Annotated in this window: 18 protein-coding genes; 8 read left to right on the forward strand and 10 right to left on the reverse strand. The window is 67.4% G+C overall.

The window, feature by feature from the left end:
- The first annotated feature begins 100 nt into the window (after window positions 1–100).
- Window positions 101–1414, forward strand: coding sequence for an MFS transporter (locus VARPA_RS20940; protein WP_013542583.1), 1314 nt, complete (start codon window positions 101–103; stop codon window positions 1412–1414).
- Window positions 1415–1461: 47 nt separating this feature from the next.
- Window positions 1462–2565: a M14 family metallopeptidase gene (locus VARPA_RS20945; RefSeq protein ID WP_013542584.1), complete on the forward strand. Its 1104-nt coding sequence runs from the start codon at window positions 1462–1464 to the stop codon at window positions 2563–2565.
- A 25-nt stretch (window positions 2566–2590) separates the two neighbouring features.
- Here VARPA_RS20945 and VARPA_RS20950 read toward each other — a convergent pair whose 3' ends face one another.
- From VARPA_RS20950 to VARPA_RS20960, 3 genes are all read right to left on the reverse strand, one after another.
- Window positions 2591–3388, reverse strand: a complete 798-nt coding sequence (locus tag VARPA_RS20950; RefSeq protein WP_013542585.1) for an enoyl-CoA hydratase/isomerase family protein — start codon at window positions 3386–3388, stop codon at window positions 2591–2593.
- A 59-nt stretch (window positions 3389–3447) separates the two neighbouring features.
- Window positions 3448–3876, reverse strand: a complete 429-nt coding sequence (locus VARPA_RS20955; RefSeq protein WP_013542586.1) for a hypothetical protein — start codon at window positions 3874–3876, stop codon at window positions 3448–3450.
- Between the two features lie 69 nt (window positions 3877–3945).
- Complete coding sequence (locus VARPA_RS20960) at window positions 3946–4218, reverse strand: DUF2164 domain-containing protein (protein WP_013542587.1); 273 nt, start codon at window positions 4216–4218, stop codon at window positions 3946–3948.
- Between the two features lie 102 nt (window positions 4219–4320).
- Here VARPA_RS20960 and VARPA_RS20965 point away from each other — a divergent pair, with 102 nt between their 5' ends.
- Window positions 4321–5499 (forward strand): lactonase family protein, encoded by a 1179-nt coding sequence (locus VARPA_RS20965; protein WP_013542588.1) that lies wholly within the window; start codon window positions 4321–4323, stop codon window positions 5497–5499.
- Between the two features lie 39 nt (window positions 5500–5538).
- Window positions 5539–5751: a hypothetical protein gene (locus VARPA_RS20970; RefSeq protein ID WP_013542589.1), complete on the forward strand. Its 213-nt coding sequence runs from the start codon at window positions 5539–5541 to the stop codon at window positions 5749–5751.
- A 62-nt stretch (window positions 5752–5813) separates the two neighbouring features.
- Here the strand turns inward: VARPA_RS20970 and VARPA_RS20975 are convergent, their stop codons facing one another.
- The 3 genes from VARPA_RS20975 to VARPA_RS20985 form a co-directional block, all read right to left on the reverse strand.
- Entirely contained in the window at window positions 5814–6722 is a 909-nt protein-coding gene (locus VARPA_RS20975; protein WP_013542590.1) for a DUF808 domain-containing protein, read from the reverse strand.
- Between the two features lie 93 nt (window positions 6723–6815).
- The gene (locus VARPA_RS20980) at window positions 6816–7520 is read right to left on the reverse strand and encodes a PepSY-associated TM helix domain-containing protein (RefSeq protein WP_013542591.1); all 705 of its coding nucleotides are present in this window, start codon (window positions 7518–7520) and stop codon (window positions 6816–6818) included.
- A gap of 4 nt (window positions 7521–7524) precedes the next feature.
- Window positions 7525–8043 (reverse strand): GNAT family N-acetyltransferase, encoded by a 519-nt coding sequence (locus VARPA_RS20985; protein WP_013542592.1) that lies wholly within the window; start codon window positions 8041–8043, stop codon window positions 7525–7527.
- Between the two features lie 87 nt (window positions 8044–8130).
- On the opposite strand from VARPA_RS20985, the gene VARPA_RS31410 reads away from it, so the two are divergent.
- Genes VARPA_RS31410 through VARPA_RS20995 form a run of 3 tightly spaced genes read left to right on the forward strand, consistent with a single transcriptional unit; the run spans window position 8131 to window position 8872 of the window.
- Window positions 8131–8280 (forward strand): hypothetical protein, encoded by a 150-nt coding sequence (locus tag VARPA_RS31410; protein WP_013542593.1) that lies wholly within the window; start codon window positions 8131–8133, stop codon window positions 8278–8280.
- Entirely contained in the window at window positions 8277–8588 is a 312-nt protein-coding gene (locus VARPA_RS20990) for a VF530 family DNA-binding protein (RefSeq protein WP_013542594.1), read from the forward strand. Before VARPA_RS31410 ends, VARPA_RS20990 begins: the two co-directional genes overlap by 4 nt.
- Entirely contained in the window at window positions 8585–8872 is a 288-nt protein-coding gene (locus tag VARPA_RS20995) for a 2Fe-2S iron-sulfur cluster-binding protein (protein WP_013542595.1), read from the forward strand. Before VARPA_RS20990 ends, VARPA_RS20995 begins: the two co-directional genes overlap by 4 nt.
- A gap of 2 nt (window positions 8873–8874) precedes the next feature.
- On the opposite strand, the gene VARPA_RS21000 is transcribed toward VARPA_RS20995, so the two are convergent.
- On the reverse strand, window positions 8875–10161 hold the full coding sequence (locus VARPA_RS21000; RefSeq protein WP_013542596.1) for an MFS transporter: 1287 nt from the start codon (window positions 10159–10161) through the stop codon (window positions 8875–8877).
- A gap of 91 nt (window positions 10162–10252) precedes the next feature.
- On the opposite strand from VARPA_RS21000, the gene VARPA_RS21005 reads away from it, so the two are divergent.
- The gene (locus VARPA_RS21005) at window positions 10253–10915 is read left to right on the forward strand and encodes an RluA family pseudouridine synthase (RefSeq protein WP_013542597.1); all 663 of its coding nucleotides are present in this window, start codon (window positions 10253–10255) and stop codon (window positions 10913–10915) included.
- On the opposite strand, the gene VARPA_RS21010 is transcribed toward VARPA_RS21005, so the two are convergent.
- The 3 genes from VARPA_RS21010 to VARPA_RS21020 form a co-directional block, all read right to left on the reverse strand.
- Window positions 10902–11342: a universal stress protein gene (locus tag VARPA_RS21010; RefSeq protein WP_013542598.1), complete on the reverse strand. Its 441-nt coding sequence runs from the start codon at window positions 11340–11342 to the stop codon at window positions 10902–10904. The two genes, VARPA_RS21005 and VARPA_RS21010, sit on opposite strands and share 14 nt — an antisense overlap.
- Before the next feature lie 127 nt (window positions 11343–11469).
- A complete protein-coding gene (locus VARPA_RS21015; protein WP_013542599.1) occupies window positions 11470–12228 on the reverse strand; it encodes a 2OG-Fe dioxygenase family protein in 759 nt (252 codons plus the stop codon).
- Window positions 12225–12506: a DUF427 domain-containing protein gene (locus VARPA_RS21020; RefSeq protein WP_013542600.1), complete on the reverse strand. Its 282-nt coding sequence runs from the start codon at window positions 12504–12506 to the stop codon at window positions 12225–12227. The genes VARPA_RS21015 and VARPA_RS21020 overlap by 4 nt, the downstream gene beginning before the upstream one ends.
- Window positions 12507–12576: the final 70 nt, after the last annotated feature.

Genomic DNA, 12576 nt, shown 5'->3' on the forward strand with positions numbered 1-12576 from the left:
GCCCAATTATTGTCTTTTCATGACAGCACCAAGTCTCTAGCATCCGCCGCGGTCGAGCGACCTTCCGACCAGATCACACACCAAGCACAACTGGAGAGACATGAGCATCCCAAGCACGCAGCCCTCGTCCGCTCGCCGGCGCCAGACCATCGTCGCCACCACCATCGGCAACGGGCTCGAGTTCTTCGACTTCACGGTCTACGGGTTCCTCGCGCTCGTGATCGGCAAGCTCTTCTTTCCGACCTTCAATTCGTACGGCCAACTGCTGCTGACCGTGGCGAGCTTCGGCGTCGGCTTCGTCATGCGGCCGCTGGGCGGCATCGTGATCGGCGCCTACGCCGACCGCGCGGGCCGCAAGAAGGCCATGACGCTCACCATCTTCCTGATGGCGCTGGGCTGCGCGCTCATCGCCTTCACGCCCACTTATGCGGCCATCGGCGTCGCGGCGCCGATCGTCATCGTGCTGGCGCGGCTCATCCAGGGCTTCTCGGCCGGCGGCGAAGTGGGCGCATCGACCACGCTGCTGGTGGAACACGCCACGCCCGCCAACCGCGGCTACATGGCGAGCTGGCAGTTCGCGAGCCAGGGCCTGGGCGTGATGCTCGGCGCCATCGTGGTGGGCGCGCTCACCTTCTCGCTCACGCCCGAAGCGATGCAGAGCTGGGGCTGGCGCGTGCCTTTCATCATCGGCATGCTGATCGCGCCGGTGGGCATGTACATCCGCCGCCACCTCGAAGAGTCGCTGCACATCTCGCCAGAGCAGGCGGCCGCGCCGCGCGAGAGCAGCCTGAAGATCGTCTGCACGCAGCACGGCAAGACGGTGCTGGCCGCAATCTTGGCGATCGTCGGCGGCACCACGGCCGCGTATGTCGTCACCTTCTACATGCCCACGTATGCCGTGCGCGAGCTTGGCCTCACGCCCTCGGTGGCGCTGTTCGGCGCGGCGCTCACAGGGTTGCTCTCGTTCGCGCTCGCGCCGTTCGTGGGCAAGCTCTCGGACATCGTCGGCCGCAAGACGCTCATCTTCTGGAGCCGCATCGTGATGGCGATCCTGATCTACCCCGGCTTCCTGTGGCTCAACGCCTCGCCCACGCCGCTGGTGCTGTTCGTCGTGCTCGGCGTGTTCAGCGTCGGGCTCGTGGTGCAGACGGTGCCGGGCATCACGATGCTGCCGGAGATGTTCCCCAAGCGCGTGCGCGCGAGCGGCATGTCGCTGGTGTACAGCGTGGGCGTGGCGCTCTTCGGCGGCTTCGCGCCCTTCATCAGCACCTGGCTGGTCAACGCCACGGGCAGCAAGCTCGCGCCGGCCTGGTACCTCGTCGCGATGACGGTGGTCTCGCTGCTCGGCCTGATCTGGCTGCGCGACCACACAGGCCGCGACATCGACGCTGCGGATGCGCACGCGCCGGCCTGAAAAAACATTCCCACGATTCCCACGTACACGCCCAGGAGCCCCACCCCATGCAAACACAACGCACCGCCGCCACGCGCTATTTCTCCGGCACGTATGTCGAAGCCCGCGCCAAGTTCCTCGACGCCGCGGCACAACGCGGCGCGGCCATCGAATCGTTCGTGCATCCCGCGCACCGCGGCGCGCTCGGCGAAGAACTCGCCACCGACGTGGCGCTGCTCGGCGCGAAGGACGCGAAGAGGGTCTTGCTCGTCACCTCGGGCACGCACGGCCCCGAAGGCTTCTGCGGCTCGGGCGCGCAGGTCGCGACGCTGCACGATGCCGACCTGCTCTCACGCCTCGAACAGGCCGGCGTGGCGCTGCTGCTGGTGCATGCCGTCAACCCGCATGGCTTCTCGCACCTGCACCGCACGAACGAAGACAACATCGACCTGAACCGCAACCACATCGACTTCAAGGCGCCGCTGCCGGTGAATGCCGGTTACGCCGAGGTCGAGCCGCTGGTGCTGCCCGCCACCTGGCCGCCGACACCCGCCGACGACGCGGCCGTGGCCGCCTACATCGGCAAGCACGGCATGACCGCCTTCCGCGCGGCCGTGACCAAGGGCCAGTACACCTCGCCCGATGGCCTGTTCTACGGCGGCACCGCGCCGTCGTGGAGCAACAGGACAATTCGCGCGATCTTGCGCAAGTACGCGGCATCGGCCACCCACCTTGGCTGGATCGACGTGCACACCGGCCTCGGTCCCTACGGCCACGGCGAGAAGATATACCCAGGCCGCAACACGCCCGAAGACCTCGCGCTGGCGCATGCCTGGTGGGGCGCCGACGTCTTCGCGCCCTTTGCCGGCGACTCGGCATCGGCCGACGTGTCGGGCCCCGTCATCTCGACCGCGTACGACGAATGCCCGAACGCCCGCCTCGCGCCGATGGGCCTGGAGTTCGGCACGCTGCCCGATCTGGAAGTGCTGCTTCGCCTGCGCGCCGACACCTGGCTGCGCCGCCATCCCGAGGCGCCGGAAGCGCAGAAGCGCGAGATCCGCCAGGGGCTGCGCGACGCGTTTTATTGCGACAACGACGAATGGAAGGGCATGGTGCTGGGGCAGACGCGCGTCGTGCTGCTGCAGACGCTCCAGGGCCTGAAGAAGGCCTGATCCCGCAGGCCGGACTTCGTCTCCTTCAGCCGAAGTTCGGCGCGCGCCGCTCGCGCAGCGACGCCACGCCTTCGCGCACGTCGGCACCCGCGAAGCCCATGAATTCGAGCGCCAGCGAAGCATCGAAGGTCGGACCGGCCTGGCGCAGCCAGTTGTTGAGCGCGTACTTGGTGAAGCGGATCGCGCTCTGGCTTCCGGCCGCGAGCCGGTCGGCCACTTCGTAGGCGCGCGGCAGCAGGTCGGCCTCGTCCACCGCGAGCGACACCAGGCCGATGCGCTCGGCCTCCTCGCCGCTCACCGGCTCGCACAACAGCAGGTGGTACTTGGCCTTGGCCATGCCGCACAGGAGCGGCCAGACGATGGCCGCATGGTCGCCCGCCGCCACGCCCAGTCGCGTGTGGCCGTCGACGATCTTCGCGCTCTTCGTGGCGATGGAAATGTCGGCCAAGAGGCCCGCCACCAGCCCCGCGCCCACCGCCGGGCCGTGCATGGCGCTCACGATGGGCTTGTCGCAGTTGATGATGTTGTAGACGAGGTCGCGCGCCTCTTTCCAGACACGCTGGCGGATGGCGTCGTCGGTGGCCATGTCCTGCACCAGCGAAAGGTCGCCGCCGCCCGAGAATCCCAGCCCTTCGCCCCTCAACACCGCGCAGCGCACCGTGTCGTCGGCCGAGAGGTCGCGCCAGATCTCGGCGAGTTCGCGGTGGCCGTCATGGCCGGCGGTCGGCAGCTTGCCGTTGGACGCGCGCATCTGGATGTCGAGCACGGTGCCGTTGGCGCCGCGGCGGGTGATGGCGAGGGTCTGGTAGCGGGTGTAGTCCATGGTGTCTCCGTCCTGCGTCCGAGAGACGAGGACTTTTTCTTCGTTGAAAGATCGGACCGCTATTTTTGCGCCGCCAGTTCGCGGCACTGCTTCACATTGGCATCGAAACGTGGCGCCAGCCCCGGCTCGCAGACCTCGTCGCCGGGCGTCAGCTTGCACATGCCGACGACCACATAGTCCATCACCGCCGAGGTGCACATCGGGTATGCCGCGAGGTCCGGATTGGCCTTCACCTTGAAGCCCCAACGCTCGGTGAACTGCACCGTGCGCGCCATCGCGCCGTGGAAGAAGCTGCGGTCCCTGGCGGCGATGGCGGCCTCCATGCGCGGCAGTTCCTCGTTCAGGTAGCCGGCGGCGTCCAGGGGAAATGCCGAGGGCGGCTCCTGCTGGGCGACTGCGAGGGATGCGGCCAGCACGAGCGGCACGGCGACGAGGGTTCGCAGCAGCGAAGGAGGCGAAAAGCGGGTGGGCAGGCGGTGGAGTTGCATGGCTTGGGATTCTGCAACGTTTGGAAGCATCTTTGAATGGCGGGCGATGCGTGCGCGCTACGCCAGTGCCTACTTGCCCTTCTTCTGCCTGTCGAACTTGCGCCAGTACTGGAACTCGTCCTCGTGCACTTCCAGATCGACTTCCGAGATGCGCGACTGCAGCCGCTCCTGCACCTCCGCCACGGCCTTGTTGTAGACGATGGGACCGACCTCCTCCAGGAAGAAGCCGAGCAGCGCGCCGGCCGCGATGTTCCCGATCTTCTCGTCCATGTTCTCGTTGAAATAGCGCTCGATCGAGGCGATGGCCTGCTGGCGCGCTTCCTTGGATATCTCGATGGTCATGCGGCTTGCTCTGGGGTGTTGGGTCGAACGATTGTGCCGCTACGATGCGCAGCGGCCACTCGGCGCGCACGACAACGACACACAACAACGGAGACACGCACCATGAAGTTTCATCCGGCCGCATTGGCCGCCCTTGCCCTGGCCGCGCTCTCGGGCTGCACCAACCTCACCCCCACCATGCCGCAGCGCCAGCTGATGATCGTGGCCAACGACGAGAAGCAGTCGTGGAACGACGCGGGCGCCGTCATCCTCGGCCCCATGGGGCGCGACACGGTGCAGGTGCTCGACATCGGCACCGACCCGCTCGCACCGAAAGTCGTCGGCACGCTGCAGCTGGACAACACCATCGCCGGCCCTCCGACCAACCTCGCGATCACGCCCGGCGAAACGCTCGCGCTGGTCGCGAACTCGCTCAACGTGGTCGAGGAAAACGGCGTGAGGAAGCAGGTGCCCGACAACCGCCTCTTCGTGATCGACCTCACCACCACGCCGCCCAAGCTCATCGACACGCTCACGTTGGGCAAGCAGCCTTCGGGCCTCTCGATCAACCGCGCGGGCACGCTCGCGCTGGTGGCCAATCGCGCCGACAACTCGGTCAGCGTGCTGCGCATCGCGGGCAAGAAGGTGACGCTCATCGACACCGTGGCCATGAACGATTCGGTCGCGCACGTACGCTTCACACCCGACGGCAAGCGGGCCCTGGTCGCCAAGTTTCCGGCCCACAAGATCGCGCTGCTCGAAGTGAACGGCGAGAAGGTCAGCTACAACAAGGTCGATCTCGCAGCCGGCCTCTGGCCCTACAACGTGGACGTGACGCCCGACGGCAAGCTCGCGCTAACGGCGGACAACGGCAACTCGGGCGCGTCGGACGGGCAGGTCGACACGGTGAGCGTGATCGACCTGGAAGCCGCGCCGCCGCGCGTGATCGATAAGGTCGTGGTCGGCGACGGCCCCGAAGGCCTGGCCGTGAGCCCGACCGGCCGGCATGCGGTCGCGGTGATCCTGCGCGGCAGCAACTCGGCGAAGAACGCCTACTTCTACAACCGCAACGGTTCGGTGGTGCTGCTGAAGATTGACGGCAAGAAGGTCACGCGCGCCAACGAGGTGGTGGTGCGCGGCCTGCCCGAAGGCGCGGTGTGGAGCGCGGACGGCAAGTTCCTCTACGTGGGGAATTTCATCGACCAGGACATCACGATCCTGCGCGTCGATGGCGACACGCTGGTGCCGACGGGGAAGTCGTTTGAACTGCAGGGGCATCCTGCGGCGATGCGCGGAAAATGACGCGCTGACAGATCAATCCGCACCATCGAAGAAAAAGCCATGGCCAAGTCCCAACGACAACTCCGCACGCTCGAACGCGGCATCCTCTGCCTCGTGATCGGCGCCGCCGTGCTGCTGGCGCCCCGCTTCCTGCAGGGCACGCGCTGGTTCGAGATGGTGGCGGGCGCGTACATCGTCGGCTGGTTCGCGCTGGTGCTGGGCATCGCACTGGTCGGCGTCGGCCTGTTCCAGCGCAACAAGCCGCGCGCCTGAAAAAGAAAAACCCGCCTTGCGGCGGGTTTCAGTGAAAGAGAGGCGTGCTTGCCGCAGCAGGCTCAGTCCTTCTTGCCGCGCAGCTTGCCGACGAGCTCCACGACCGCCAGCACGATCGCACCGGCGACAAGCCCCACGACAGCATTCACGCCCATCGAGCCCAGCGTGCCGAACACGCCGCCCGTGGCCTTGGCCCAGTCTTCGACGGCATGGCCAAACGCGGGCACGCCGTGTACCAGGATGCCGCCGCCCACGAGGAACATGGCCGCGGTGCCGGCAACCGATAGCGCCTTCATGAGCCAGGGCGCCGTGGCGAGGATGCCGCGGCCGAGGGCTCGGGAGACAGCGCTCGCGCGCTGGCTCAGGTAGAGGCCCGCGTCGTCGAGCTTCACGATGCCGGCCACGAGGCCGTAGACGCCGATGGTCATGATCAGCGCGATGCCGACCAGCACGCTCAGCTGCGTCGTGAACGGCTGGCCCTGCACGGTGCCCAGCGTGATCGCGATGATTTCGGCCGAGAGGATGAAATCGGTGCGCACCGCGCCCTTGATCTTGTCCTTCTCGATCGCCACCACGTCGACCGCCTCGTCGGCCACGGCTTGCTCGTGGCGCTGGGTGTCGGCGTCGTGTTCCTTCTTGTGCAGGAACTTGTGCGCGAGTTTTTCGGCGCCCTCGAAGCAGAGAAAAGCGCCGCCGACCATGAGGAGCGGCGTCACCAGCCAGGGCAGCCAGGTGCCGATGGCAAGCGCCGCCGGCACCAGAATGGCCTTGTTGATGAACGAGCCCTTGCAGACCGCCCAGACCACCGGAATCTCGCGCTCGGCCCTGACACCGGAGACTTGCTGCGCATTGAGCGCGAGGTCGTCGCCGAGCACGCCGGCCGTCTTCTTGGCGGCGACTTTGGTGAGGATCGACACGTCGTCCAGAACGGTTGCGATGTCGTCGAGCAGCAGGAGCAGGCTGGTGGCCATGTGAAAAGGTCAGTCTGAAAAAGAATCGGCGAGCTTAGCCGCAGCGGCTGCGGGCACTTGCAATAACCGTACGCGGCAGCCTCGGGAAGCCGATCAGAGCGCGCTGAACGCGATGGCCAGCATCGCGGCCAGCGAGGCGCCGAACAGGGCCAGTCCGACGCGGCGGCGGCGGTGCGTGAGCATCCACAGCGCCACGCCCGAGACCGAGAGAAAGATCAGGCTGCTGGCCAGCGTGTCGACCAGGAGGATCCACGCGAGCGGCATGCCGCCGCCCTTGTGCATGCTGGTGAGCGTGGCGACGAAGCCGTTGTGCGTGGTGTTGACGCCGACCGAGCGGTTGCCCTGCCAGTAGTCGGCCTGCACGGTTTCGTTCGGGCCGCCGAAGTTGAAGACCCAGTGCGCGGGCTGCGTGAGCGCGGGCGCCGACTTGTCGCTCTTGTCGGCCCAGGCCACCGGCTTGGCCGGCTCGATGCGCGATGAATTGGGCGGCCCGCTCATGCGCAGCGCGCCTTGAAGCCACTGGCTCATCGCCTCGGGGGTATCGGGCACCGGGTCGGGAAGCGCCAGCTGGGCCCGCGTGCGCTCCTGGGCCTGCGGCAGCTTGAGCACGTTGCGGTGGTTGAGCCAGATGCCGCTGAAACCGAACAGGAGCCCCAGCACTGCGCCCCACAGGCCGAACCAGCCGTGTGTGCGGCGAATCCACTGCACGACGGTCGTGCGGCGCCGGTGCGCGAGCACCCGCGCCGCGTGGTTGCTGTTGTGGTTAGCGTCGGGCGTTGTCGGCAGCGGCGGCGTCATGGAATCAGGCGACGCTGCGCTTCAGGCGAATCTCTTCAATGCGCACCGTGCCCAGCAGCGTGGTCTTGGCGGTCTTCATCTCGCGCTTGAAGCCTGCGAGTTCATGAAAGCGCATGGCGCGGTCGTTGCGAATCGGCACCCAGATGGTGACCGTGGTGCAGCCCTCTTCCTCGAGGCCTTCGCGCGCGGCGTCCCAGAGGGCCACGCCCACGCCCTTGCCCCAGTGCTCGGGCTTGACGTAGATGGCCCAGATCTCGCCCGTGGTGGACGGCGTCTTGGGGTCGCGCGAGCGGTCGAAGCCGACGAAACCGACGATTTCGCCGTCCAGCGTGGCGACCTGCACCTGCGGTTCGCTGAATTCAATGGCTTCGCGCCACTTGGCTTCGCGGCTGGCCGGGGCCAGCGTGCGCAGTTCTTCTTCGGGGAGGATGCCTTCGTAGGCGGCCTTGGCGGCCAGGGCATGGACTTCGGCGACGGCCTTGGCGTCGCGCATCGTGGCGGGGCGAACTTCGTAATCGGACATGAATGCGGGGAAATCGGATGGAACCGGCTATTGTCGCCGCACCGCTAAACTGCCCGCTGCATCCGTAGCATCAACTGGAGAAAAGTCATGGCCAAGAGTCAGCAACGCAGCACCAAGGAAGCCAAGAAACCGAAGAAGGACACCTCGCCGCCCAAGCCCGTGGGCACCGGCGGCATCGAGCCGGTCCGCACGATCACCACCGCGGTGATTCCGCGCGGCAAGCTCAAGAACAAGTGACCGACGAGGCACCGGCCGGGGCCCCACCGGCCCCGGCGCCTGCAGCCAAGCCGGCCCAGCCGCGCAATCCGCTGCACGGGCTCACGCTGGAGGCCATCGTCACCTCGCTGGCCGACTGGTACGGCTGGGAACACCTCGGCGAGCTCGTTCCCATCCGCTGTTTCCAGATCGACCCGAGCGTGGGCTCCAGCCTCAAGTTTTTGCGCAAGACGCCGTGGGCGCGCGAGAAGGTCGAGAGCCTTTATCTCTTCATGCTGCGCGAACAACGCCGCGAGCGGCAGCAGCAACAACAGCCTCCCCAGGAATGAAGGTCCGACTCGAGCCCTCGGGCCTCGACTTCGAGACCGAACCGGGCACCACGCTCCTGAAAGCCGCCGAAGCGGCCGGCATCGAACTGCCGAGCTCCTGCCGCAACGGCACGTGCCGCACCTGCATCTGCCAGTTGGTCTCGGGCCATGTGCGCCACATCATCGAATGGCCCGGCCTGAGCTTCGACGAGAAGGACGAGGGCTGGATCCTCCCCTGCGTGGCGGAGGCGCTGGACGACCTCACGCTCGACGCACCGAAAGCCTTTTCGGTTTTCCAGGACTAGGCCTAGGAGGCCGGCCCCGCTGGCTTGGCGCCGGCAGGCATCGCCACCACGAGCCGATCGCGCTGTGCCAGCGACGGGAACAGCTTGAACCACGTCAGCGCCACCAGCATCGTTCCCACGCCGCCCACCAGTACCGACCCCACGGGTCCGAGCAGCGCCGCCGTGGCACCCGATTCGAATTCGCCGAGCTGGTTGCTCGCGCCGATGAAGATCGAGTTGACTGCGCTCACCCGCCCGCGCATGGCATCGGGCGTCTCCAGCTGCACCAGCGTCTGGCGGATCACCACGTTGACCATGTCCGCCCCGCCCGACACCGCGAGCGCGATCAGCGAGACGATGAAGCTCCTGGAGATGCCGAACACCACCATGCAGAGGCCGAAGAGCCCGATGGCCAGCAGCAGCGTGCGGCCCACGTGGCGCTCGACCGGCCGGCGCGTGAGTGCGATCGACATCACCAGCGCGCCCACGGCGGGTGCGCCGCGCAACAGGCCGAGGCCCCAGGGGCCGGTGTGCAGGATGTCCTTCGCATAGATCGGCAGCAGCGCCACCGCGCCGCCCAGCAGCACCGCGAACAGGTCGAGCGAGACGGCGCCGAGCACGGGCTTGCGCTTCCAGATGAAGTCGACGCCCGCGAACACCGTGGCCAGCGTGACCGGCTCGCGCGCGGCCGGCGTGTAGGCATAGCGCAGCCGCAGCACCAGCACGCAGGCGACGACGAAGAACGCCACGCTCGCGCCGTACACCACCGACATGCCCGCCACGAACAGCAGCCCGCCGAGCGCCGGCCCGCCGATGATCGCGCCCTGCATACCGGCCGAACTGAAGGCCATGGCCCGCGCGAGCATCGAGGGCGGCACCAGCAACGGCGTGAGCGCCTGCTGAGCCGGCATCTGGAAGGCGCGCACCGCGCCGAGCACCAGCGAGAGCCCCAGCAGCAGGCCGCGCGTGTCGTGCTTCTCCATCACGGCCACCAGCAGCACGAGCCCCACCAACGCCTGCACCGCGAAGCACGCCGCCACGATGCGGCCGCGGTGGTGGCGGTCGACGATGTGTCCGGCCAGGAGCGCCAGCAGCAGCGCGGGAACGAATTGGTAGAGCCCGACGAGGCCCAGGTCCCAGGCGCTGTTCGTGAGCTCGTACATGTGCCAGCCGATGGCCACCAGCAGCATCTGCGAGGCAGCGGTTCCGAAGAGCCGCGCCGTCCACATGTGCATGAAGGGGCGCTCGCGCGTCAGGTCGGAAAAGCTGGGCTGGGAGGAGGAAGCGGAGGCGGGAGCGGGGCCGGACATTCGGTCGAGGATAGCCGAGGCACCATGAGCCGCGCATGAGCAGGGCGCGACGCCCTTCCCTGCGCCGCTCGTCTCTACACTCTGCTTCCCCATGACCGCGCCGCCACTCCAACCGATCCACGAAGACGTCCACCTGCTGGTGCTCGAGAAGCCCGCGGGCCTGCTCTGTGTGCCCGGGCGCGGCGACGACAAGCAGGACTGCCTGAGCGCACGTGCCATGCATCGATGGCCCGATGCATTGATCGTCCACCGGCTCGACATGGCGACCAGCGGCCTCGTGGTGATGGCACGCAGCCTCGAGATGCAGCGCGCATTGAGCGCCGCCTTCGCCGACCGGCAGGTGCACAAGCGCTACGAAGCCATCGTCGATGGCGCGATGCCCATGCGCGAAGACTGGTCGATCATCGATGCGCCCTTGATGGCCGACTGGCCGCGCCGCCCGCTGCAGAAGACCGACCCCGCGGGCAAGCCCAGCCTCACGCGCTGGCGTGCGCTCGCGTCATCGATGCAGGGGGAGTTCAGCGCGACCCACGTGCTGCTCGAACCAGAGACCGGTCGCTCTCATCAGCTGCGTGTGCACCTGCTGTCGATCGGTCATCCGATTCTTGGCGATGCGCTGTATGGCGATGCAGCGGTGCAGGCGCGTGCGCCGCGGTTGATGCTGCATGCGAGCGAACTGGCGTTCGTGCATCCGGCGACGCAGCAGTCCCTTCGCTTCGAAAGCAAGTCCGGCTTTTCGCTCAACCGCCTTTGACCACGAGCACCGGCATCGTCGCGTCCTGCAGCACGCGCTGCGTGACGCTGCCCAGCAGCAGTTTCTCGATGCCGCTGCGGCCATGCGAGCCCATCACGATCAGGTCGGCCGCGATCGCGATGGCGGTATCGACGATGCCTTCGTGCACCACGTGGCCGTCGATCACGCGCTGGTCGCTGTGCAGGCCTTCGGCCGCGAGCGCCGCGACGCCGCGTGCCAGTGCCGCATTCGCGCTCGCGGTGGCGGCGGCGAGGTATTCGTTCTGGCCGAGCGCATAGTCCGCGCCCACGCCGATGAAGGGGTAGTTGTCGATCACGTGAATCAGCGTGATGCGGCTTCCGAAAGCCAGTGCGAGGCCACTGGCCTTGCTGACGGCGAGCATGGAAGTTTCAGAACCGTCGATGGGAACCAGGATGTGATTGAACATGGCGGACCTCGCTTTCGTTCGCAGACAGACACGGCTCGAAGTCGAACCGGGTCCCGAATTTAACCGCTACGCCGATGGGTGGCTGTAGGACTCGGGCCAGCGGCACCCAAAGTACCGCCAACGGACGTCAATCGCCCTGGAAACCCTGTGATCGGCAGGTGATCACGAGCGTATCGCGCCAACCTTCGCCGCCCTCCTCGAGCGGCTGGATCGGCGTCGATTCGTGAATGACGCGTGCATCGTCGAGCACGAGCAGCGTCCACGGCTCGGTCATGGTGAAGCGCTCGCCGCGGCGGCCGTTGGCCTCGAACACGCGCGTCTCGCCGCCCTTGATGCCTTGGCGGCCGACCAGCGCGACGGCCACAAGGTCGACGCCGTCGCGGTGCGCGCCCTCGGGGGTCGGGCGGCCGATGCCGCCGGCGGTATCGATGCGGAACTGATGCGCCTCGACGAACCATTTCTGTGGCGCACCCCGCATGTCGCTCGCCGCCGTACCGAGGCGCTGCAGCAGGCGCTGCCACACCGGCTGCACGATGGTCTCGGCGAGCATCGGCGCGAACCAGCGCTGCATGCCGCCGTGCAGCGCGTTGTATTCGACCGGCTGCCAATGCGCGCGATGCGGCACCTGTTCGAGCGTGGCGTTGTCGCCGCCGGCCTCGACGGTGAAGCATGCATGGCGGCGCGTGCGGTAGCGGCCGCCGTCCTTCAGGTACTCGTCGGGTGGAAGGTCGTTCCAGTCCGCATGCAGTGCCTCGAGCTGCGAGAGCGGCGCGCCGAGCCAGTCGCTGACGCCCTGGGGGCTCAGCACCGCGTAGCCCTGTTCGCGCAGCGCGGCGGGCAGTTCGGCAGGGTCGATGAACGGCGGCGTGAAGGCGGCGGTGGTCACGCGGCGACCTTCACGTCCTTCCAGAACGCGACGCGGTCGCGAATTTCCTCGGCTTCGGGCTTCGGGTCGGCGTAGTACCAGGCGGCGTCGGTGTTGAGCTCGCCGTTGACCAGCAGGGAGTAGTAGCTCGCGGTGCCCTTCCAGGGGCAGGTGCTCTTGTGATTGCTGAAGGTGACGTGATCGCGGTTGAGCGAACTCATCGGGAAATAGTGATTGCCTTCGACGAGCACGGTGTCGTCGCTTTCGGCGATGGTGACGCCGTTCCAGGTTGCTTTCATTTGTCTTGGTCTCCAAGGGGAGGGGTGGCGGGGGCGCGTTCCGTTGCGCTGCCGCACGGGGCTTGGCTAT

The sequence above is a fragment of the Variovorax paradoxus EPS genome (assembly GCF_000184745.1).
Lineage (GTDB): Bacteria > Pseudomonadota > Gammaproteobacteria > Burkholderiales > Burkholderiaceae_C > Variovorax > Variovorax paradoxus_C.